The following is a 24,002-nucleotide window of genomic DNA, read 5'->3' as shown; positions in this document are numbered from 1 at the left end:
TCGTAACACACCGGATCTATTCTGAATCTGATGCATTACGACAAATTCATATCTACATCATGCTGTCAAGCTTTTGCATTGTCGTAGCACATCCTATTTAAGATTTTATTTATAAACAAGCTCTTAGGCTTTCGGTTAAGAATTATACCTCGCTAACCTGATAAATTCTACCTTTACCTCTATTAACTGACATGCAAAACCGCAGTTTTAAAGTTACTAACACAGCCGCAACCAGACTTGGAGTGCCTCTAGCCACCGCAGCTGCCGATCGCAAGCCTTATTTGCAAATTCAAGACGTTTCTAAAGTCTATCCGACAAAGAATGGGCCTTTCACTGTCTTGGATGGGGTAAACCTCAATGTTGGGGAAGGGGAATTTATATGTGTCATCGGTCACTCTGGCTGTGGCAAGTCTACTCTGTTGAACATGGTATCAGGTTTTAACTCTCCCACCTCCGGACAAGTCTTACTAGAAGGAAAACCTATCACCAAACCAGGCCCTGATCGCATGGTTGTGTTCCAAAATTATGCCCTGCTACCTTGGCGGACTGCTTTTGAAAATATCTATTTGGCTGTTAACGCCGTTCATCCCAGTAAACCAGAGGCAGAAAAGTCAGCGATCGTTCGCGAACATCTGGCGATGGTGGGATTAGGGGATGCAATGGAGAAAAAGCCTACTCAAATGTCGGGTGGGATGAGACAACGGGTTTCGATTGCTCGCGCTTTGGCAATTCGTCCCAAAGTCCTCATTTTAGATGAACCTTTTGGGGCATTGGATGCGATCACCAAAGAAGAATTACAGGAAGAGTTACTAAAAATTTGGAACGAAAATCGCTGCACGGTATTGATGATTACCCACGATATCGATGAAGCATTGTTTTTGGCAGACAAGTTAGTCATGATGACTAATGGCCCTCATGCCAAAATCGGTGAAGTCATGGAAATTCCTTTCCCTCGTCCACGCGATCGCGCCCGGATTATGGAAGATCCACAATACTACAAGTTGCGTAATTATGCTCTTGATTTTCTGTTCAACCGTTATGCCCATGATGACGTAGGTTAATTGGCTACCTACCACCCTCGTTACTAGGTTCAATCTGGTAACGAGAATCAGAGCGGCGGAAGCCACCGCTCTGAAGTTCGGTGGGCAGAACATCTAACCGTTTTTTACCTCCCCTACTAATTCCTTAATAACTTCAATAGCATCAGTTGGAACTTCTTAGATTCACCTATGTCTTTGTAGCTTGTAAATAACCAAAATTCTTCATGCATTGATTTAAAGCAATAGTTATCATATAATCTCAGTTATATATTGTCACTTTTCGTCGGAATTTTAGTGATACATAAAGTATTGCTTATCAAAGCTATCTAATATTTATTTAATAATTGCAGCCTAAGTATTAACTTTTTTGGCTGGAAAAGCTGTATGCTATTTTTAACAACTTAAATACGTTTTCTACATAACTAACGGTTTTTAGCCAAATTATGGGATAGTTGCGTCAGTCTACTTTTTTGTAAATCTAGGCTAACCGTTATTTACCATGTATGCATTTTAAAACACAAAAAAGTGCAAGAAAGTTATTCTTGCAAAAAATTGTGTTGCTTTTAAAACTCTCAATTTACCTAGTTGATTAAATGAGGACTACGATTTTGTAAGCAAATATTTTTGTTCAGAATTGGGCTAGCAATTTTACTATTAGATACAACTAGTTTTACAGCCCTTGAGTACAGCTTAATTCTTGCCAGCACTTAGCATATACCAAGCGATCTAGATTGCCAGGATAAATATATATCTAGCCTGGATGTAGATTTAGTTCAGCTAATTATCGCTATGCAAAAAATCAACTAAGATTAAATATAGCATGGTTGTAGTTGAGCTAACGAGTGCAAGTTTCTAGGGGTTTGATTGAGTGCTATCTATGGCAAGAAAAAAGTTGGATGAATCGACAATTCTACTGTCATTAATTGCCCACTCATGCAAATAACTAATACGATAAATTTCCGAAATTTGCGCGGTGATCTTTTTGGTGGTCTTACTGCTGCAATTGTCTCGCTTCCGCTAGCTTTGGCATTCGGTGTTGCCTCCGGTGCTGGGCCTGTGGCAGGTCTTTACGGTGCTGTTTGTGTTGGCTTTTTTGCGGCACTGTTTGGTGGTACACCGACTCTTATTTCTGAGCCAACAGGCCCAATGACTGTAGTCATTACCGGGATTATCACCTCACTGACTGCAAGTAATCCCGAAAATGGCTTGGCAATGGCATTCACTGTAGTCATGCTGGCGGGGATATTTCAAATTTTGTTTGGAATATTTCGGTTGGGGAAATACATCACCCTCATGCCTTACAGCGTAATTTCGGGCTTTATGTCTGGGATTGGAGTAATTCTGATTATTTTACAAATTGCTCCTTTTCTGGGACAGCCTAATCCTAAAGGTGGGGTGCTGGGTGTGGTACAGAATCTGCCCCAGCTGTTCGCAAATATCAATCCCATCGAAACCATTTTGGGAGTGCTGACGCTGGCAATTATTTTCCTTATACCATCCAAATTAAAGCGTATTGCTCCACCCCAACTTGTAGCATTAATTGTAGGAACTGCGGTTTCTCTAATCTTTTTTGGTGATGCAAATATCAGACGTATTGGTGAAATTCCAATGGGTCTGCCAGAATTGCAATTACCCACTTTTACTGCTGCCCAAACTATTGTAATGCTTGTAGATGGCGTAGTATTAGGAATGCTGGGATGTATTGATACATTACTGACTGCGGTAATTGCTGATAGTTTGACTAGAACTGAACACAAATCAGACAAAGAATTAATTGGTCAGGGTATTGGTAACTTGGTTTCTGGTTTGTGCGGCGGTCTACCTGGCGCGGGTGCAACGATGGGGACTGTGGTAAATATTCAAACAGGTGCTCAGACAGCTGTATCTGGTTTAACTCGCGCTTTGATTTTGCTAGTGGTAGTTTTGTGGGCTGCTAATTTTACCGAACCGATTCCAATGGCGGTATTAGCAGCGATCGCTCTCAAGGTGGGGATAGATATTCTCGACTGGAGTTTCTTAAAACGCGCCCACAAAGTTTCGTGGAAGGGAACACTCATCATGTATGGGGTAATGTTCCTGACAGTGTTTGTGGATTTGATTGTTGCCGTTGGTGTTGGGGTGTTCATTGCTAACATCTTGACGATTGAGCGTCTTTCCAGCTTGCAATCTGAAGAAGTCAAGACTATTACCGATACAGATGACGCGATTATCTTAAACGATGAAGAAAAACGACTCCTAGATCGAGCTCACGGTCGGGTGCTGCTATTCTACCTCAGCGGGCCAATGATTTTTGGAGTTTCCAAGGCGATCGCTCGCGAACATAATGCCCTACAAAATTGCGATGTTTTAATTGTGGATTTGAGCGATGTACCTTTATTGGGTGTTACTGCTTCACTAGCAATTGAGAATGCGATTAAAGAAGCTGTCGAGAAAGGGCGTCAAGTATTTATCGTTGGGGCGACTGGCAAGATTAAACGGCGGTTAGAACGTTTTGGAATTTTGCAAATGCTACCCTCACATCACCTACTAATGGATCGTACAGAGGCAATAAAAGAAGCGGTTGCTTTAGTTAATGCTAGCCAATTAGATCGAGATGTTTCTGCAAGCAGCACATATCGAAGCGATTTTAATGATGCTGCTACAGCACAGTAGTATTCATTAGTATTGGTGTAGAGATTTTACATTTTATCTGTTCCCCTATGGGGATCTAAAACCCCAGCTAGAGCGCTTCTTAAAAGGAAAGGGTTGGGGTTAAAGTCCCCCCTCCAAACTCCCTGTTCCCCCAGCCCTGTTCCGATAAACGCAGCAAACCCAAGGCGAATTTTATCTATCACAAACCCTCCTGTTCCCCGTTCCCTTTCAATTAATGTCTCTACAAACTTCAACTTAAAATTTTTGACCAAACCGGAGAAGTAATCGCTACAAAGATATAAGACATGATTTTTACCGAACACATACCAAATTCATTAACCTGGATATCTCCGTTAACTTCCTCGTTGCAAACTCCGTTATTAGCAACAGCAACCGAATCAGAATATGCTCCTGTTGTTCTCACCGGAGTACTGCTAAGTTTAGTTGTAATTTATTTTGCCAGCAAACTCGGTGGTGAGTTATCTAGGATGATGGACTTTCCGCCAGTGTTGGGGGAATTGGTTGGTGGAGTCGTAGTAGGTGCTTCTGCTTTGCATCTGTTGGTATTTCCCGAAAGTGGTGCCAACGCCTCCGACTCTGTAATCATGAATATCCTGCAACTCATCAACAACCTTAGCCCGGAAGCGGTAACATCAATTTTTGAAAGCCAAAGCGAGGCGATTTCTATCCTGGCTGAGTTAGGTGTCATTGTCCTTTTATTTGAAATTGGACTAGAGTCTGACTTACGGGAACTAAAGAAAGTCGGTTATCAAGCAGCGATCGTTGCATGTGTTGGTGTAGCAGTTCCGTTTGCGGCTGGTACTGCTGGTTTGATGCTTTTGTTTCACACTCCAGCAATTCCCGCAATTTTTGCTGGTGCAGCTTTAACAGCTACTAGTATAGGCATTACTTCCAAAGTTTTGTCAGAACTTGGACATCTCAAATCGAGAGAAGGACAGATTATTGTTGGAGCTGCTGTTATTGATGATGTTTTGGGAATCATTGTTTTAGCAGTAGTAGCAAGCCTTGCCAAAACTGGTGAAGTAGACGTTTTTAACGTTATCTATTTAATTGTCAGTGCTACTGTTTTTCTCATCGGTTCAATTTTACTTGGCAAATTCTTCAATAAAACCTTTGTCACTATTGCCGATAAACTGCAAACACGCGGAAAACTTGTTATCCCTGCATTTATCTTTGCGTTCTTCATGGCTTTTATTGGCAACGCCATTCATTTAGAAGCAATTTTGGGAGCCTTTGCTGCCGGATTAGTCTTAGACGAAACAGATAAGCGCAAAGAACTCGATCAACAAGTAATTCCTATTGCTGATATTTTGGTGCCAATTTTCTTTGTTACCGTCGGTGCTAGGGTTGATTTAGGTGTTCTCAATCCTGTTGTGCCTGAGAATCAGCAAGGACTGATTATTGCTATCTTCTTAGTGGTGGTGGCAATTATTGGTAAAGTAGTCACAGGTTGGTCGGTATTTGGTCAATCTGGAATTAATCGTTTAGCAATTGGTGTCGGCATGATTCCACGGGGTGAAGTGGGTTTAGTATTCCTTGGAATTGGTGCAGCTAGCGGTGCAATCGACAAACCCTTGCAAGCAGCTATTATTATCATGGTCATTCTCACAACATTCTTAGCACCGCCTTTTTTGAGGGTTGCATTTAATAGACAGCCTGTGGATGTGGAAGAAATAGTCGAACAAGCTGATGTGACTGGGTAACAAGCTGATCAGTAGAACAACTAAATTCAAGTCCAATCTGCCCTGTTAGCTCCCCGACTTTTTTAAAAATCGGGGAGCTATGTTTTTACTAACTCTTCTTTGCTTGCGAAGAGGGGTGCTTAGGTAGAAAGAATGACAATAGTAAGCAGCATACACTCAATGCGAGGATGTACAATAAGGCGGTTTGCATCGCTTCTATCGCAGATGTGTTGAGAATAGTATTGAGAGAAGGTTGAATTGTATTAGGTAAGTTACTGAAAAATTTTTGTTGCTCGTCACGGCTGTAGGTTTGAATCACCTGTTCTAATTTGGTGATCGCTTCATTTCTCTGTGCTATGGTTACTGTTTTCCCCAGTTGTGCGATCGCCTGATCAACAATTCTAATCGAAGCGGTGCCAATCAAAACAGATCCCAAGATTCCTCGCCCCAAGGCATTACCTAAATTTTGAAATGGGGTATAAATACCACTAGCTTCAGCCATATTATCTCGGTTGACTGTCGAAAAGGTGATGGTGCCAATTTGTGCAAGAAACAAACCTGAGCCTGCTCCCATAATTACCAAAGCAGGCAACAGATTTAGGGTAGTCATATTTAAGCTAATAGCATTGTGCAGTAGCCAAACGCCAAGACAGAACAACGTCAGTCCGGTATAGATTGGGAATTGAGATGGAATTCTGCCAACAACTTTGAATGTGGTGAAGACAACCACAACTAAGGTAGCTAAAGAGAAAGGTAAAACGGCAAGAGCAGTTTGGAATGGATTGAGTTGCAGTATCACAGGTAAGAACTGATAAAGGTTGAACTGCATTCCTGTTGTTATCATCGTATGCATAGTGGCTGTAAATAGCCCCAGCAGAAAGGGTTTGTGACGAAGCAATCCCGCTCTCAGCAATGAAGCTTTTCCTTGTTGAGCTTGTTGTCGTTGCCATGCTGCGAAGATTCCTAAACAGATCACACCTACTGCAATCAAAACCGGAACTATTGAGAGTGCAAAGGGCGGAATCACAATCCCGAATACTATAAACGGTTGTTTGGGTTTCCACCAGCCATACTCACTTGCCAAGCTGATACCAACAAGAGTCAAACCAAATCCCAAAAATGATAATAGTCCTCCAATCCAATCTAGTGGCACAGATTGGGTTGGAGGAATTCTGGGAACACTTCGCAGTAGAAAAGCAATCATAGGAATGAGTATAAATTCTGGAAAAAAAGACCATCGCCAGCCAAATCTAGAGGCAATCCAGCCTCCAAGTAGCGCTCCTGTCAAACCACCGATAATTGAGAAGACAATCAATGCTAATAGTGCATATTTTTCTGCCTTTTGCTGATAAATTCTACTGACTAGATCTCGCGGTGAACCAACCAAGGGTGTAGCTCCCAATCCGGTGATAAAAGAATAGGCAACTACAAACAAACCCATACTCAAACTCAGGGAAGTAGCGATCGTACCAAGTGTGAACAGTCCCAATCCTGCCATCAAGATTTGTTTGCGCCCAAATTGTTTGATCAGATTTTCACAAGTAGGGGCGAATGAGGCTGTAACTAGAGCTAGCAGCACTAATGCTCCTTGAATACTACCCATACTCGAATCTAGATCTCGTACAATACGCGGCATGATTGCAGGAACAACACTAACGTTGTATGCCACTAAAAATAGGGTCAAGCATAGACCTATTGGAGAAGACCACTTCTGAAGAAATGATTGCCGCTCCTGTATCATGAGATTTATCTCAGTTGATGGTAATAATCAATATCCTAATCTGTGACATTAAGAATTTTCTATGTAATTTTTAGTTATTGAGATGGTGTCACTAAGATGTCGTAATATTACTGACTACGCGATCGCGCTTGTAAAAGACAGTGCAATATAATTTTCTACTATTACTAAAAATTTAATTAAGTAGTATTTACTGCTTTACTTTGCTTGCTCAAATCAGGGTTAGGCTCAAGCTCAAGGTAAAATATACAATTAATAACTTATTTTATTTGAGCTAAATATAGAACTCATGTTTGATTTCTAAAAAACACGTAGGGTGTGTGCTCGCGAAGCGTAACGCACCGTTTTCAATGGTTGGGTGCGTTAGACTAAAGTCATAACACATCCTACACATACTTAATTTTTTCAGTAATTAAACCAGATTTCTATATATACAATCATTTATCAAGCGTAGCAAAAATAACTAACTTGATAGATGCAGTATAATTGCGGTTGTAAGAATAGGTTAGTAAGTCAGTTAACACAAATAAAATAAATACATATAGCCCAATTTTTCTAAGAATTTAGAGTTATTGATAAAACAGATTTTACGTTTGTTCCTCTTATTTAACGTATAATGTTTATCTGTAATCATTTTAGTCTTACTGATTCTATTTCATGTATGAAAATATTTTCCACAATTCCAAAATCTCCGTAAATAGGAGATATATCGCGTTTATATATTCTGATTCACGCTACAATGCAGTAACAATTAAATTTTTTATTATCTTTGAAAATTTAACTATAAAGAGCCAATATATACAAGTATTCTTGACTAATTAATAAGTGATTAATTAAAATATTAGATAATATCTATATGAAAATAACTACATGTCATCATAATAATTAAAAATCTTATAATATTATAATTAATGTCTATTTAAAAAACAGATATTTTAAATTCATCATCAAAAATTAAATAATACTTCGCTTTGAAAAATAAATATATTGTTAGTTACAATATCAAGCACAAGTAAACAATATCTAAAAAGTAGCTATAAATCGATATAATAAACTTATCAAACTAAATTGATTGTAAAATTTATAACTAAATCTATGCAGATCGAAAGAACACTTCAATGAATTGTAAGTGTTATATTACTAATTTTCTGTATCAAAATGAAGAGTAATACCTCATGAGTCAGCGCGCACTGCTATTAGTAAATTGTCAATCTCGCCAAGGGCAAAGGCGTTTGCCAGAAGTGATAAGTACTCTTGTGCAGCAAGGGTTCGAGATCATTGCTGCATCCGCAGAAAAACCTGAAGATTTTTCACAAGTGATTCGCAGGTACCAAAATCAAGTTGACTTGGTAATTATTGGTGGTGGAGATGGTAGTCTCAATGCGGCGGTAGATACATTGATAGAAACTCATTTACCCCTGGGAATTTTACCTCTAGGAACTGCCAATGATTTGGCAAGAACTTTAGGAATACCAAACTCCTTACTCGAAGCTAGCAAAGCGATCGCTCACGGAGAGTTAAGACGCATTGACTTAGGATGGGTAAACGGTAAACACTTTTTCAACGTTGCTAGTTTGGGATTAAGTGTAAAAATAACTCAGCGGCTTACTAAAGAAGTGAAGCGTCGTTGGGGAGTATTTGCTTATGCTTTTACTGCCTTACAAGTAATTTTTGAATCTCGGCCTTTTAGTGCAGAGATTCGGATGAATGGCAAATCAATTCGCGTCAAAACAGTACAAATTGCTGTTGGTAACGGTCGATATTACGGTGGTGGCATGGCGGTAGCACCCGATGCTAGCATCGATGATCAAAGACTAGATTTATATAGCTTAGAGATTAAGCATTGGTGGGAAATTATTCTTTTACTGCCTGCGATGCGGCAAGGGCAACATATTCATCAGTCTAATGTTCGCGCCCTCCACGGTCAAGAGTTTGAAGTGTACACCCGCAAACCACGTCATATTAATACCGATGGTGAAATTACTACTTACACACCTGCTCATTTTCGCGTTGTTCCTCAGGCTTTAGCAGTATTTGTTCCCCTCAAATCAACTACAGTCAAAACAAATACAAATTCAAAGGTTTCTGGTTTTTAATCCTAAATATTCGCCAAAATTTAGCTTAGGCAAAATCAAAATCTGATATTTTAGAAATAAAAGCAGTCAGCATACAGAATTACTCTACCCAAAGTTTAAGCTTTCATAAGCAATACACAAATTCTTATATCTATATCTGGGGTCTGAGTTCTTCTCAAAAAAGAATAAAGGCTTTTTGACTCATCATCAAATTGAATTTAGTTAAGTAAAAAAGGATATTGTGACTATTAAAATACCTTCACGCCAAATCCACCTGAGATTTTCTCAAGATATCAAGTTACTGCTGCAACGTCTAGCCCAAAAACCGTTGAGCATAGGAGATATTTTGGCAGAAACCTCCGAGCGGGGTTTTAGCTTAGTGATTGCATTATTAGTTTTACCCTTTTTGTTTCCTATGCCACCAGGATTAACAGGCCCCTTTGGTGGCGCTTGCTTGTTATTATCAATGCAAATGATGCTAGGAAGGCGATCGCCTTGGCTACCAAAAAAAATTTCTCAGTATAAATTTCCTCGTCCTTTTGCACAAATTCTCCTGCAAAATTTGCAACGTGTCACCAAAGTCTTAGAAAAAATTGCTCGTCCCCGTTTAATGCGATTAGCTGAGAAACCTTTAGTTTGGCGTTTGAATGGGTTTTGTATTTCTTGGTTAGCAGTGTTATTAATCTCACCAGTTCCTTTTACCAATCCTATCCCTACAATCGGTATTTTACTGTTAGCGGTAGCAACAATAGAATCTGATGGTTTACTGATGTGTTTTGGTTACATATTTACAGTATTAACTAGCTTAGTATTTGTACTGATTGGTTATTTATTATGGTACGCTCCTAGTTGGCTACCAGCAATATTTCGATAGATCCTATGTTACATAATTCTTGCTGAGATGACCTTAAAGCCTAGAATATAAGCAATCGAATTATTTTAGTTGGTAATTTTAACTTGTTGTCTTCAAACACATTAATATAATTAATATAAAAAATTTTACTTGGTAGTTTTGATATTTACAGGAAAAACCCCCAGCTAAAAACTGAGGGCAGCAATTAGGGTGCATCTACCATTTATGTATCCGCAATCCTAATTTGAGCATCCGGAAAGATTTAATTAGAAAATAAAATTTTTCATCTCTACCAAGATAGAGAGTATTCAAAATTTTAATATGTTATAATAAAGCCCCCAGCCAGAGGCTGAAGGCTACAAATTCGGGTGTATCTACCATTTCTTTATCCTTGATTCTAACTACTGCATCCGGATTATTTTATTCATATAATTCCCAATTTTTCTGGGAATTTATACTTATTCTCACCACTAAGTTAAAAATACGATTCAGAAATTGCTAATAGCTAATTGCTAATTGGCATCAAGTAATCAATTATTAGCAATTAGCTACTAAATTCTTTTGTTTATAAATCATTTTAGAATTGCAACATAGCAATATTAATTTCAAGAGTTAAGCTAAAAGTAACTTAGGTTACAAATTTAGGTGAGGTGGGTTATGGGCGATCGCACCATGACTTCGACGACTAGTCTCTCCCAAGAGTTACAGCAAGCCACCGCAGATTTACATCAGGTGAATGCTTGGGCAGGACTACTACGCTTCAGTGTAATTGGTTTAATGTTCTTCAGCTTGGTGACATTAGCTTGGTCAATATCGAACACAATTATGTTTGTGAGTTTAACAGCACTAGCTGGAATTTTCTATGCTTTCTGGTTAATCTGTACTCACGATATGATTCATCAAACCTTGACAGGATGGACTTGGTTTGATTCTGTAATGTCTCGCTTGATCAGCTGGCCAATGCTTTGGCCTTACAGTCTTTATTCAGAACTCCACCGTTTGCATCATGGCTGGAATGGAATTGATCTGCGAGATCCAGAACGAGTACAGTGGACTTGGCAAGAGTACCAGCAAGCTCACCCCATTCTCCAATGGTATGTTCGCTACCAGTGGGGCTGGGATATTCTTGTGCTGGGCGGATTTGGGATGATTTTTAAAACCTTAATTAAAGCTCTACACTTCCAGAAGTTAGTACCTCGTATCCGCCGACAACTACTGCTTGATTTAACAGGTATGCTTCTGATAAATGGTGTTTTATTGAGTATAGTTATTTTTCAAGGAGAACTACTGCGTTACTTATTATTTTGGTTAATTTTAGAACGCGTTATGGGAATTATCGGACAGACACGCGACCATTTGGAACACTACGGGCTTTGGGGCAAGTTTACCAGTCATCAACTGACACAGTTCTATGCTTGTCGTAATCTCAAAACTAGTTCCTTAATGGGATGGTTGATGGGTGGTTTAAACTATCATGCTGTTCATCATGCTTTTCCTAACATTCCCTTTAACCGACTTCCAGAAGCATATGAGCGAATTCAAGGCATATTACAAAAGCGTGGACTTCCCCTCATGCAAATGGAACTAGGTTATTTTCAGTCCACTTATTGGTTTAGCTGTCATCCGTCATTAATTGGCGATGTTAACCAATCTGAGCCAAAAAGACGTCATTATATGATTTCAGCTTGATGCGATCGCCCTTGGCATACCTATTGTCTTTGCTCCAGAGTAAGCAGGTGGCACTATTTTGGTAGCAACGTCATCAATGAATCACTAAGCAATATGGTTTATCAAGAGCAAATCACAATTTCTACTAAAGGCCATGGTGAAATGCACGATCTGACTGATAAAGTCAGTCAAATCATTAAAAAATCTGGCATCAAGGCTGGGATGGTGAATGTCTTTAATATTGGTAGTACAGCAGCAATTGGCACGATTGAATTTGAACCGGGACTGCAAAAAGACTTACCACAACTCCTCAACAAGTTAATTCCCCCCAATCGGGAATACGGACACGAGCAAACTTGGCACGACGGTAACGGACATTCGCACTTGCAAGCCACCTGGTTAGGGCCTGAAATTACCGTTCCCATTCGTGATGGCAAGTTAATTTCGGGTACTTGGCAGCAAATCTTTCACCTAGAATGTGACATCAAACCCCGCCAGCGCCAAATCGTAGTCACTGTGTATGGGGATTAGGGACTAGGGAACAGGTGACAGGGAACAGGGGCAAGAACGTGAATCATGATTCTCCGTGTCCCCGTGTCTCCTTGTCTTCTTCTTCCCAATCCCCTAGTTTAAATTTTTTCTCTGTAGTGCTTGACTTTTGATTATTTATATAGTACATATGTACTGTACAAATAAATTGGCTTTGGCACCAGAAATTACCGCTCACGATTTTGTAAATTGCACCTCTTTTGCCTACAGGAGAGCAACCGATGAAGCTATCTAAGCTGAACTTAAGCAATGTAGTAGCGATCGCTCATACTCAAGGAAATTTACAGTTATTGCTAGATCTGGGTGGTAAGGAGCTAGAGTTTTTGGAAATTTCCTTACCAGTTGAGGCTTTTGAAGGACTGCAATATTTAAATGAAATAGTAGCTCAAGCAAAAGCAAAACCCCCATCCCCAGATACAGTTACCATGTTTCCGGTTAAATCACCAATGGCAAATGCTGTTGAGTATGAGGGTAGTAATAAAATTTTACAAGTTGAATTTCATAACCAGGCGGTGTACCAGTACACCGGAGTAGACAAAAATACTTGTCAGGATTTACATAAGGCTGGTTCAGCTGGTAGATTTTTCAATGAAAAATTTAGAGGTAAATATCAGTATGACCGTATAGATTTTGACCATGACTGTTAATTACCTCTGATAAGCGTTCCTGGTGCTCTGGCTAATTGCTAATGGTGAACAGACATTAGTAATTAGCCTTTTCTTTATTTTTACTCAATTATTGACCATTTCTCAACAAAACTTCACTTTTGACCTAAAAGTGTTACAGTGTGTGCAATTTATCTAGCAACTGCCCGCCGCGCAGCTAGCCCAGCAGCTAACAAAGAGATCCCACTCATAAGCAGACTAAGACCAACATATAGACCAATCAGCCAGATAGCACTGAAGGGAAACCGATTTAGCACCATTATGCCCAAAATTAAAGTAATGACTCCATTTAATGCTACCAACCAAGACATCCTGTGACCTGCCCGATTAGTAAATGCCATGATGATAGTAAAAATACCTTCAACAATGAACAAAATACCAAAGGCAAAGGTCAACGCTAGCAGTGCGGCTCCCACATTAAAGAGAATGTAAATGCCTGCAATGGCATAGAAAATACCCACAATCAGATTTAGCCAGAACCCTCTGACTGGTTTTGATTGAAATGACTGGACAATCATCACAACGCCGCTAATGAGGGAAATCCACCCAATCACAGAGGTAAAAAAAGCTGACGCAATGCCTGGCATGAAAATCGCCAGTATGCCAAGAATAATTAGAGCAATGCTAAGGGCGATTACCCAACCGATTGATTTTCGGATATCTACATCAGATTGAAAATCAGCAGTCATATTACTCACCTTTGTTAATGAAATAGTTTTGATCGACAATTTGGATTCGTTTATCCTCTTTTCTGGTGAAAATCGATTGCATCCATCTTTATTTATTGATTAATAGAAACAGATAAATAATGTGTGGATTAAATTATCTCAAAAGAATCAATAGTCATCTCCAGATTGGTGACTGATACCAGTTTTGAAATTCAGATCTGTGCTGTTGTAAAGAATTTGCATCACCCGCGAGCCTGGTTCAGTGAGTGCATCCCTAGCGATCGTCGCAACTTTACCAATTACACTCACTGTATACTCAGCAACAACATCACCAAAAGAATTGCGCTGCATTGCGACTTTCTGCCCTGGCGTCACCTGATCATTTAGATCAACCAGCAATTCAAGGTAACCGCCAGTTGTCGAACGAACAGTTTCAAACATATCGCCAAAAAATGTTCCAGCTTCTTTGGATGTGCGACCGATGGGGCCATCAATGACTTTATAGTGCTTAAGCACATTCATGCTGCCTTCTACAGTCATCGCGATTTTCCGGGCATCAAAGATCCGCGGAGCACCCACCTCGATAGTTATTACCGGGATACCAGCCTCGACGAAAGCCATTTCGAGGGAGCCACTCTCACCAGCATCGTTCTTAATCTGCTCGATTGGAAACAGTTCAGCAATTTGTCGAATCTCTGCTTTGCGAAAGTCAGCAAAGATGAACATTGTAAAATCGCCACCAGTTGATGCTGTATGAAAATCAAGCGCGATATCGACATTATTTTTGAACAGTCGATTCCAGAGAATGCCAGCATGGCGTGTCGGTGCGTTATTTCCTGCTTCATCGCCCGGCCAAACGCGATTGAGGTCAACCAATGAGCCGCCTTTCTGTGCAACTGGCCACTGGCGCTGTGTGTACTCCTTAGCTGGGCGGGAGAGGTCGTAGATGGCGATCGCTGTACCTGACATCTTCTCTGGATCAAGATTGTCCATAATGCGCTGTACTGCGTTTACCGGACTCAACTCATCGCCATGCACTCCTGCGGTTAGCGAGATGCGTTTACCATCTTGAGCACCCTTTGCAACAACAACAGGGATATACCAGTGCTGACCAGTACCCATCTGCACAGCTTGGAAAAAAAAGCGGTATTTTTTACCAGGTTCGAGGTCATTGACATCTAACTGACTGATGACTGGTGCGCCTTGGATTTGATCGCCCGTGAGAATCGTCCCCAGATGCATCCCCGTTTTGTAAGTATCATTGTGAGAAAGCATTTTGAAAGCTCCTTTAGTCGTCGTAAATGACGCTCATCAGCCCATCCTTCTTGGCAGTGAAAATATCCAAACTCAGGTCTTAACCACTAAAATTGTTTTGTTTTGCTTCTCGGAAAATCACAGGTGCGTTTTGCAATCTTTTGTAGGTTTTGTAACGGTGATACAATTCACGATTTGTGAAAAAGAACAAAGAAACTGCTTCCCAGATAAAAACCCATCCACTAATTGCCAGTCCTTCCAGTAAAATAGATTGCAAATTCGCTTCTGTAGAAATAGTATTTGCTACCCATAGACACACAAAACCGACCACTACCAACACAAGCATCTGCTTATTCGTTTTCTCCACTTCCTTTTTGAGAAAGTATCGTTTATAAATAAAACTATTTTTTAAAGCATCCCGCAAATCATTTTCTATCTGATGATTTCGTATTGCCGCTGGAACGGTGAAACACAGTTCAATTGGATATTTGGATGGAATTTCATTGGAACTTTCCTCCAGATACAGGCGCAGTTCAGGGCCAAGCTCTCGATGCTTAAAGGGAGCCAGATCCCATTCATTAAAAATATCTGTGTACTGAGCCAGCCCAATCTCAATCATGTAGAGATTGGTAGAGTCATCGATTTTGTATAGTTCTCTAACAACCCTATATTCATCTGTTTTGTTTGTTAAATAGATTAAGAAGTTCATGACGCATTATTTTGGAGAGTTACTAAATAATTGGTGCATTCAATTATTGAGTATCTACTCAACCAGCTACAGCAAGGATCTCAGTAACGTAAAATTAATGCAATGTGTTGATGAGCGGATAGTGCTTCATCATTAACAATTGCAACCTTTCCGCCCTTTGCCAACACTACTTCGATAATTTCATCCACAGCATCATCCATTACCTCTGTGCCGCCTGAGCTATCTACCAATTTCAGCCTGCCGTCTTCAGTAATAATTGCGGGAACATGATAGTTTTTTTCAATCAACAGCAGTTTCCCTCGCCCTTCTTGCGCCAATTGCCAGACTTCCTCGATCGCTGAGACGACCTTTTGAGCACCCACTGCATTATTCAATTCTTGCAACGCATTGATTTGTTGAGCCTCTCTAACAGTTTGGATAATTGACCATACTTGAGGAGAGAGTTCGGGAATCGTCGCTTTGTCAAAATTGCCGCTCAGTGTGCCTGCGATTGATGATGGATTTTGCGTAATTTCCTGAAAGAAAGATATCTGCCGGTCAACGCCTCCCACAACTAATGGCAGTTCATCATCTTTGGCGTAAGAGGTAAATACACTGTCTACCTGCTGAAAAAATCGACGATGTCGGTCATCTACATAGCTAGAATCAGCATCATAGGGAAGAGCAGTTGTTGCCCCCGGCCCTGTCATTTGCATCGGAAAGTTTTGATCTTTAACTTCTTCAAGGGTCTCGCCTGTTCCAGCTAATAAGCGAGTAGATGCTTGGCTTAATAGAAGCACCCAATAGCGCAGCGCCCGATGCATACCATACACCAAATCTCGTGTTGCAAAAGTTTGATCAATCACAACGCGGGCGGGTACCGGAAACGGCAGGTAGTAAAGTTTAGCGAAGTCGTGGCTGACATACAGTGCTAACCCATCTAGTGTATAGGGGTAATCAATTTCGCTCACGAGTGATTCCAGTCGCTTCAGTAGCGGTTCTAACTCGCGATTAGAAAATTCTGCCCGAAGTCGATTAATTGCCTCATCTACCAGATTTTTGACCCGAATGGGATCTTGTTTGTTGTCAGGCCATGTTCGATGGGTCGGCAATAAAATGGAAAGGGCAGGCACCTTAATTAAGGATTGCAATTGATTGAGATCCTGGCGAGTAATCATGAATATTTCCTACTACCCGATGGGTTTTGTCTTTTACATTAGTGGTAGGTGTGTTTTCAGGTTAAAGCGATAGCCGTGGGGCAAAACGTGCAACTTTACTCCACACAGCGCGATGGGTTCATCTTTGAGTAATCCTTCCAGATTGTTGTGAGTAGAAGTTGTTTCATCAACAACCGTTACGGCTCCCTGCCCAACCACTTCAAATTCATCTCCGTTGACAATAATAGCCGTGTCTTCATCGATGCCTAGACCAAGCACCGCAGGTTGCAGTACCAAGGCTGCCAGTAGGCGACCAAGGCGACCCCGTTGAGCAAAGTGTTGATCCACTAAAATTCCTGGCAAAAACCCCATACCAGGGCCTATATTAACTGCATTAACACTGGGATTGGATACAGATGCACCGCCCACAATCATTTCATCAGGCATCATGGCAGCTCCAGCACTGGTACCGCCAATCACCGCTCCTTCCTGATGCCGCTTGTGAATGACTTTGTCTAGCAGGGTTCCCTTGATAAAGTCTACAATACGCAACTGGTCACCCCCCGTAAAGAAGATACCGGTTGCCTGTTCAACCGTGCGGATAGAGTATTCGCGTTCGGAATCTTCCCGGTGTTCGGTGTGTACTACCTGTACCGATTCTGCTCCCAAGCGCTCAAACACGTTGATGTAGTCATCCCCGACTTCTCTGGGTAAACTGGTGGCTGCTGTCATCACCGCAATATGGGCTTTCACTCCACCCGCCGCACGAACAAATTCCCGTAGAACCAAGCAATCGCCCTGTCGATCTTCTGCTCCGCCAATAATGACCAGAGCGCCACGTTGTTGCTCACTATTCATTGTGACTCTCCCACCTAATGTAATCTCTGCCGTTGCGGCATTTGTGTAGACTAAACGCTTCTCAATCCAAGAAATTTGTTGAGTTTAGCGCTGATACGTTACTTTAGCGAACATTTAGACTATCCTCTTAGAAATCAACTGCGTCCCGAATTAACGGACAGGTCATGCAATGACCACCACCCCGTCCGCGTCCCAGTTCAGCACCGACAATGGTGATGACTTCTATCCCTTCCTTGCGTAGGGCTGTATTTGTAAAAGTATTGCGATCATAAGCAACAACCACGCCTGGTTCAATACAGACAACGTTGTTGCCGCTGTCCCATTGTTGACGCTGTCTAGCGTAAGCATTACCCCCTGTCTCTATAACACGCAACTTTTTCAAACCTAAAGATGAGGCGACAACATCGACAAATGGTTTTGATTCTTGAATCAATTCATATCCAGGAGATTTGTCACTAGGCCATAGGGAAAAAGTCACGATTTGATCCATAATTTCGGGAAATAAAGTTACTACGTCCCGATCGCAAAAGGTGAAGACTGTATCCAGGTGCATTGCTGACCGAAGTTTTGGCATTCCGGCTACAATCACCCGTTTTGCACCCTTCTTAGCAAATAGGGATGCTGCCAGTTGAGTAATAGCCTGGCGCGAGGTGCGCTCACTCATGCCGATCAGCACTACGCCATTACCGATGGGCATGACATCACCCCCCTCAAGGGTGGCAGAACCGTGGTTGACTTCTGGATCGCCCCACCAGATAGCAAAGTTTGCCTGGGCAAAGCTAGGATGAAACGTGTATATCGCTGTTGTTAGAACAGTTTCTTCATGCCGAGCAGGCCAATACAGTGGATTCAGTGTGACACCATTGTAAATCCAGCAAGTAGTATCACGGGTATATAAGGTGTTGGGTAGTGGCGGTAGTAGGTATCCGGTAATACCAACTGCTTGTTGAGCCATCTTGAGCAAGTCGCTGCCGAACTGTTGAGGAATATCAGTAGCGGCAAGCCCGCCGATCAGATATTTAGCTAGTTGCCCGGAACTCAAGCTTTCTAAGAATGCCCGAACATCATCAATCAATCCCAGCCCGACTTCATTGGGTACAATTTGTTGATCTAAAATCCATTTTTTCGCTTCTGGAACATCAAGGGTTTGTGCCAATAATTCGTGCATTTCAGCGACTTCGACACCGCGATCGCGCATTTTTAAAATGAAGTCAGCATGATCTCGCTTGGCTTGATCCACCCACAAGACATCGTCAAATAGCAGATCATCACAGTTAGTGGGTGTCAAACGAGCATGTGCCAAGCCTGGTGAACACACCATAACTTTTCGCAATTTGCCAACTTCTGAATGCACCCCATAGGTAACGGTTTTGGTATCATTGGCACTAGTCATAACAACCTCCAATAGTTTAGATGGTATTTGACCTGTCGCTGTCACCACGACTGGGAGCCCACAGCAGCACCTTGAAACAGTTGCTTTGTGCATCTGTCACTCTACAAGTTTCAATAGGCAATTGAGGGCTGATTCCAGAGTGGTTTGATAGATCAAGCCAGAAGTTGCAGATATATGGAGGAGAAGTTATACGGCTTAATTTCTATGCTTATAGCCTGAGCTGATTCCTTTGCTCAAGTATTTGCGATCTACTTAAGTTACTTCTCTACAATCTCTGCGCCAAAGTCTTCCCGCAGTTTAGCCTCTTGCTCGGTGGATAGATTTGATTGAAGTAATTCACCTTTTTCGTCTGGGGCGAAAGCCGCTTCTACTTTATCTATTGTGACTTGACCTGTTAACAAGAATAGGGCAGATGTTCCTTCTGTGACTTTGCTTTGCAGATCTTTGATGAAATTGTCATTGATTCCGTAGTCAGTTAACCGCCCTGAAATCGCACCCGCTGTAGCACCCACTATTACCCCTAGCAAAGGAGCAAAAAAGATGAGACCAAATAATAGTCCCCAGAATGCACCGCCCAGTGCACCGGCTCCTACAGTATTCATCGCCTGATAGGTTTTAGGGCGTTGCCGTCCTCGTGGCCAGGATACAATTGCGGCATCTAGAACTTGAATTAGTTGCTGTTTTTGTAAGTCTTCTAGCTTGTTCAAAGCATGATCTGCGCCATCAGCAGTATTGAATTTCCAAACGGTTAACGTTGACATACTATTCTCCTAGTTTAATTTTTCTTTGAGAATCTTCCCAACTAGCTAACTTGGCTAATCATCTGTTGAAACTTGCTGGTTGCGGATCTGATGACTCCATTTCATCAGGCAGGGTAAAGTGGTCAAACTGTTTAGTGATTACTCAGGCAAATCCTGTTTGGTGAAGTTGCTTAAATATTCTTTCGACCGAAAAACAATTGTCGAAGTCCTGTTAAAGCTCTTCTCACACTTATTTGGCGAGCATTACCATAACCCGTGCAGAAGTATAATCATGCCCATATAGCTTTTGTCAGGTTTGGTTTAAAACATTAAGTACTACTTCAAGACTATTGCTTTTAGACACATCGTCACTGAATAGAGCGGAAGATAAAAGCTACTGAGATGATTTGTTCTTTAGATTAGAACAAAAAGATAAGGAAAAGATATGAAAATGATATGAAAGGATATTTTTATCCTTCCTAATCTAATTATTCTGCATCTTTGGAGCAAAGCACCTATCGATGACATCTGCAATGCTCATTTCTGCTGCTTATAAGACAGCTATTAGTTGCTTCAGTAGTAATCGAAAGCGCTCAACTATTTACCAAATTACTTTTCAATTCTCTTGAAATTTGGAATCAAAAAGTCTAGAAGGATTAGGTTGTAACCTCATTAAATAACCAGAGATAACCTTGCTAACCTATCTGCGATCGCATCGATAAATAAAGCGCAGAGAAAGCTTATGAGCGCTATGCACCAGTAGATTAATCGTCTTCAGCTACAAAAGTATTCATTGTGAAAGACCTTGGTAAACTCTACCTCAAAATCAGGCAGAGTCTATGGAGATATTATTATCTTGCCTTACTATTAATTAAGTGAATTTCATCTGGTTATAGTAGTAGTTTTGACTGAGAAAAAACTTTATTCATGATTTTAAGCATATAGGTATTAGGGACTTTCAAATATTAAATTTTAAAAAAATACTTAATAAGTACTAGAGTAGTTGGCTTAAATCTCAATTGAAAACAATACAGTCAACTAAAATATATAATTAAACTATATAAGATAGAGAAGCTTTTAGTGTGTGATGAAATTAAACTACTGTCTTGCAATCAAATAATCGTGAGTATCATCTTCTTGAGTTGCGATCACAGTTCAACAATTGGCAATATAATCTATCGTTTCCATCTTCAAAAGCTTTACAAACGAGAATAAGTGATCGCCAATCAGCTATTACCCTAGTTGTGCGATCGGTTCCCAGTTAAGAACGTCTTGCAGTAAGACTTGATAGCCCTGAAAATTAGGATGCAGTCCATCAGAACAAAGATGCGATCGCACCGAGTTTGTACCTCTTGCTAGCCAAAGATCAAAAATATCTAGATAGGGAATCTGACGTGCTGCACAAGCTAGCTTAGTTGCTTCCTTGTAACGGTATTGATCGGCATGATTGTAATAAAAGCAGTTCATGAAGGGCATCTTGCTTTCATCTACTGGCACCATGCCCACAAATACAACATTACATAACTGCCGTGCTTGATCTAATAAATTAGCTAACTGTGTTTGAAACTGCTTAAATTCAGTTGCTAGGCGTCCATCTAAACGTCCTAGACGAGCCGAGTCATTAACTCCCACAGAAAGAACAATCAAGTCTGGAAAACGATTTCGCAATTCACCCCGTCGGCGAAATTCTTGCTCTAATCTTGCTTGAACTTGAGCCACTCCGTTTCCTCGAATACCCAAATTATAAAGTGCATGACCAGAATGATCAGCACACATCCATCGACGTCGCAGTTGCTCTATCCAACCACCACCAATTGGATCGCCAAAGCCATAAATGAGGCTATCACCAAGAGCAATCACTTTTAGACCAAGGCGAGTTTGTTGAGGAACTGCTAAAGTATTCATCTTCTCTCCTCTGAGCTACTGCAATTTTTCAGAGATTGGGGATTGGGAAGAAGAGGACACGGGGACGCGGTGAGACAGTGCTCTTGGTAGGGTTTCCAACGCTACTTGACGCCAGTTGACGCCACTTGCTTTATGCCGGGGAACCCGTCCACCGCAGTGGCTCCTTTATGCCGGGGAACCCGTCCACCCTCCGGGTACTCTACAAGAAGTCCTTCGGATATCCTGCGGGTTCTTCGTTGGGGGACACGGAGAACTGTAATTGACGTTCTTGCCTGTTCCCTGTTAAGAGTTCCCCGTTCCCTATTAATTGACTTTAAGTATGATGAGCACCGTTAACTTTAAGAACAGTCCCAGTCATATAGCTACTGGCGATTGGCGAAAGCAAAAATACTACTGCCCAAGCAATTTCCTCAGGCTTACCAAAGCGACGTAACGGGATCTCTGCGGTAATCTTTTCTTTGACTTTCTCTGGAATCGCTTGAGTCATTTCAGTTTCGATAAACCCAGGTGCTACAGCATTAGCTCGCACTCCATAACGCGCTCCCTCTAGGGCTAGAGCTTTGGTCAAACCGATCGCGCCTGCTTTAGATGCTGCATAGTTGGTTTGACCAATGTTTCCCCGTTCACCAGAAATTGAACTGATACAGACGACTGAACCTTCTCGTCGCTCATACATATTGGGGATGATGGGCTTGAGTGTGTTATATATTCCTTTCAAGTTAGTTTCTATGACTGCGTTCCAATCAGCGATCGCCAATTTGGGAAAAAAGTTATCTCTGGTAATTCCAGCATTGGCGACAACTCCGTAAATTGGCCCCAGCTTGTGTTCAACTTTTTGTGCCACTTCTTCCATCGCTTCTGGATCGGTGACATCAGCTGGAATTGCTAAAGCACTACTCTCAATATTGGGATCGCTGCGGTAGGTGTAAGCTACCTGAGCGCCCATCTGTTCTAACAGATTGACGATCGCTGCTCCTATTCCCCGATTGCCGCCAGTCACTAAGACGACTTTATCTTCTAATCCAAGTTCAAGATAGTTCATATGCTAGAGTGAAACTAGAATGTGTATTACAAAAGCAAGAGCAGGGAAATATTCAGAAGGTAAGAAAGATTTTAAATATTTCTTACTTCTGCCTGCTCTTTTATTTCAATCGCTCGATGGCAATTGCAGTACCGCCACCAGTACCATGACAGATTGCTGCTAATCCTAGTTGCCCATCATTGTGTTCCAAAGCATTGAGCAGTGTAACAAGAATTCGCGCTCCAGAAGCGCCAATCGGATGCCCTAAAGCGATCGCTCCTCCGTGAACATTCAACTTCTCTAGAGGTATTCCCAATATTCGATGGAAAAGCAGTGAGTTTACTGCGAAAGCCTCATTATTCTCGAACAAGTCAAAATCAGAAATCTTAAGATTAAGTTTTTCTAATAATTTCTTAACTGCTAAGACGGGTATTTCCACAAATCGCCAAGTTTCGCCACCTTGCCAACTGCTGCCAATCACTTTTGCGATCGGCTTTAACCCATATTTATCTACAGCTGACTGGCTAGCTAAAATTAGTGCCGCTGCTCCATCACTAATCTGACTGCTATTTCCCGCAGTCAGAACCCCATCCTTATTAAAAGCAGGGCGTAGTTTGGCTAGAGCCTCTAGCGATGTATCTGCACGAATTCCCTCATCAGTATCTATGATTGTCGTTCCTTTTTTGGTACTAACTTCGATAGGGACAATCTCTTGTTTTAATATTCCTTTCTCTGTTGCTGCCGCTGCACGCTGATGGGAATTAAGTGCAATCTCATCCAAATCTTTACGGGTGAATCCATGATTTTGTGCGACTCGTTCTGTTTGCTCTCCCATACCTTCGCCTGTTGTTCCATCACTTAAGCCATCCCGCAGCAGGATATCTGTTAACTGTTCTGGTGCGCCTAAAAGAAATTTGTAACCCCACCTAGCTCTATGAGAAAGTGAAAAGCCTGCCTGAGACATAGATTCCATTCCTCCAGCAAGTACGATGTCTGCTTCGCCTGAGCGAATAGCTAAGTTTGCGTTCATTAGGCTCATCATTCCTGACGAACACACCATATCCACTGCATATCCATTTGCTGTCTCCGGAATACCAGCCTTAAAAGCTGCTTGCCGGGGTAATAATTGTCCATGACCAGATCGGAGTACGTTACCAAAGATATACAGGTCTACTAATTCCCCAGACACTCCTCCCCTTTCTAGGGCGGCACGCATCGCTGTTGCACCTAAGTCAACCGGAGAGAAATTTGCAAGGTTTCCTCCGAAGCGAGCGAGTGGGGTACGTACTGCTGAAATTATATAGGCTTGTTCCATACTTTTGTCAAAATTTGATGGAAACTATGTGTATTCATTTACTTATTCTTTATACATTAAAAATCTATTCTGAATATCAGA

Annotated in this window: 19 protein-coding genes; 8 read left to right on the top strand and 11 right to left on the bottom strand. The window is 41.4% G+C overall.

The annotated features are described in order from the left end of the window. Positions 1–191 precede the first annotated feature (191 nt). The 3 genes from U2718_RS02490 (at position 192) to U2718_RS02480 (ending at position 5,395) form a co-directional block, all read left to right on the top strand. A complete protein-coding gene (locus U2718_RS02490) occupies positions 192–1,061 on the top strand; it encodes a nitrate ABC transporter ATP-binding protein (protein ID WP_341994751.1) in 870 nt (289 codons plus the stop codon). A 912-nt stretch (positions 1,062–1,973) separates the two neighbouring features. Beyond that, positions 1,974–3,692 carry a SulP family inorganic anion transporter gene (locus U2718_RS02485; protein ID WP_341994748.1) on the top strand — a complete coding sequence of 573 codons (1,719 nt, stop codon included), beginning with the start codon at positions 1,974–1,976 and terminating at the stop codon, positions 3,690–3,692. 284 nt (positions 3,693–3,976) lie between these two features. Next, positions 3,977–5,395 (top strand): cation:proton antiporter, encoded by a 1,419-nt coding sequence (locus U2718_RS02480; RefSeq protein WP_341994746.1) that lies wholly within the window; start codon positions 3,977–3,979, stop codon positions 5,393–5,395. Between the two features lie 88 nt (positions 5,396–5,483). On the opposite strand, the gene U2718_RS02475 is transcribed toward U2718_RS02480, so the two are convergent. Further along, positions 5,484–7,115 (bottom strand): MFS transporter, encoded by a 1,632-nt coding sequence (locus U2718_RS02475; RefSeq protein WP_341994745.1) that lies wholly within the window; start codon positions 7,113–7,115, stop codon positions 5,484–5,486. 1,172 nt (positions 7,116–8,287) lie between these two features. On the opposite strand from U2718_RS02475, the gene U2718_RS02470 reads away from it, so the two are divergent. The 5 genes from U2718_RS02470 to U2718_RS02450 all read left to right on the top strand — a co-directional run bounded on the left by U2718_RS02470 (position 8,288) and on the right by U2718_RS02450 (position 12,904). Then, positions 8,288–9,208 (top strand): lipid kinase, encoded by a 921-nt coding sequence (locus tag U2718_RS02470; protein WP_341994742.1) that lies wholly within the window; start codon positions 8,288–8,290, stop codon positions 9,206–9,208. 220 nt (positions 9,209–9,428) lie between these two features. Beyond that, positions 9,429–10,061 (top strand): exopolysaccharide biosynthesis protein, encoded by a 633-nt coding sequence (locus U2718_RS02465; RefSeq protein ID WP_341994740.1) that lies wholly within the window; start codon positions 9,429–9,431, stop codon positions 10,059–10,061. Between the two features lie 636 nt (positions 10,062–10,697). Continuing rightward, positions 10,698–11,729 (top strand): fatty acid desaturase, encoded by a 1,032-nt coding sequence (locus U2718_RS02460; protein ID WP_341994738.1) that lies wholly within the window; start codon positions 10,698–10,700, stop codon positions 11,727–11,729. 93 nt (positions 11,730–11,822) lie between these two features. After that, complete coding sequence (locus tag U2718_RS02455; RefSeq protein WP_341994736.1) at positions 11,823–12,239, top strand: secondary thiamine-phosphate synthase enzyme YjbQ; 417 nt, start codon at positions 11,823–11,825, stop codon at positions 12,237–12,239. Positions 12,240–12,478: 239 nt separating this feature from the next. After that, positions 12,479–12,904 carry a KTSC domain-containing protein gene (locus U2718_RS02450; protein WP_341994734.1) on the top strand — a complete coding sequence of 142 codons (426 nt, stop codon included), beginning with the start codon at positions 12,479–12,481 and terminating at the stop codon, positions 12,902–12,904. Positions 12,905–13,053: 149 nt separating this feature from the next. Here U2718_RS02450 and U2718_RS02445 read toward each other — a convergent pair whose 3' ends face one another. The 10 genes from U2718_RS02445 to phaA form a co-directional block, all read right to left on the bottom strand. Then, entirely contained in the window at positions 13,054–13,611 is a 558-nt protein-coding gene (locus tag U2718_RS02445; protein ID WP_341994732.1) for an HdeD family acid-resistance protein, read from the bottom strand. 147 nt (positions 13,612–13,758) lie between these two features. Then, a complete protein-coding gene (locus tag U2718_RS02440) occupies positions 13,759–14,865 on the bottom strand; it encodes a succinylglutamate desuccinylase/aspartoacylase family protein (RefSeq protein ID WP_341994730.1) in 1,107 nt (368 codons plus the stop codon). 79 nt (positions 14,866–14,944) lie between these two features. Next, complete coding sequence (locus tag U2718_RS02435) at positions 14,945–15,553, bottom strand: hypothetical protein (RefSeq protein WP_341994728.1); 609 nt, start codon at positions 15,551–15,553, stop codon at positions 14,945–14,947. 80 nt (positions 15,554–15,633) lie between these two features. Further along, positions 15,634–16,710 (bottom strand): hypothetical protein, encoded by a 1,077-nt coding sequence (locus U2718_RS02430; protein WP_341994725.1) that lies wholly within the window; start codon positions 16,708–16,710, stop codon positions 15,634–15,636. Between the two features lie 33 nt (positions 16,711–16,743). Continuing rightward, positions 16,744–17,547 carry a cyanophycinase gene (locus U2718_RS02425; RefSeq protein ID WP_341994723.1) on the bottom strand — a complete coding sequence of 268 codons (804 nt, stop codon included), beginning with the start codon at positions 17,545–17,547 and terminating at the stop codon, positions 16,744–16,746. 127 nt (positions 17,548–17,674) lie between these two features. After that, a complete protein-coding gene (gene arcA, locus U2718_RS02420) occupies positions 17,675–18,940 on the bottom strand; it encodes an arginine deiminase (RefSeq protein WP_341994722.1) in 1,266 nt (421 codons plus the stop codon). Between the two features lie 257 nt (positions 18,941–19,197). After that, positions 19,198–19,701 carry a DUF1269 domain-containing protein gene (locus tag U2718_RS02415; RefSeq protein ID WP_341994720.1) on the bottom strand — a complete coding sequence of 168 codons (504 nt, stop codon included), beginning with the start codon at positions 19,699–19,701 and terminating at the stop codon, positions 19,198–19,200. Positions 19,702–20,913: 1,212 nt separating this feature from the next. Next, entirely contained in the window at positions 20,914–21,585 is a 672-nt protein-coding gene (locus U2718_RS02410) for a GDSL-type esterase/lipase family protein (RefSeq protein WP_341994718.1), read from the bottom strand. A 313-nt stretch (positions 21,586–21,898) separates the two neighbouring features. Continuing rightward, positions 21,899–22,627 (bottom strand): acetoacetyl-CoA reductase PhaB, encoded by a 729-nt coding sequence (gene phaB / locus U2718_RS02405; protein WP_341994716.1) that lies wholly within the window; start codon positions 22,625–22,627, stop codon positions 21,899–21,901. Positions 22,628–22,727: 100 nt separating this feature from the next. Beyond that, positions 22,728–23,921, bottom strand: coding sequence for an acetyl-CoA acetyltransferase PhaA (phaA, locus tag U2718_RS02400; RefSeq protein ID WP_341994714.1), 1,194 nt, complete (start codon positions 23,919–23,921; stop codon positions 22,728–22,730). Positions 23,922–24,002: the final 81 nt, after the last annotated feature.

This window comes from Chlorogloeopsis sp. ULAP02 (assembly GCF_038404745.2).
Lineage (GTDB): Bacteria > Cyanobacteriota > Cyanobacteriia > Cyanobacteriales > Nostocaceae > Chlorogloeopsis.
Note: the sequence above shows the minus strand (reverse complement) of the source record. Positions and strands in the feature narration are given on the sequence as shown.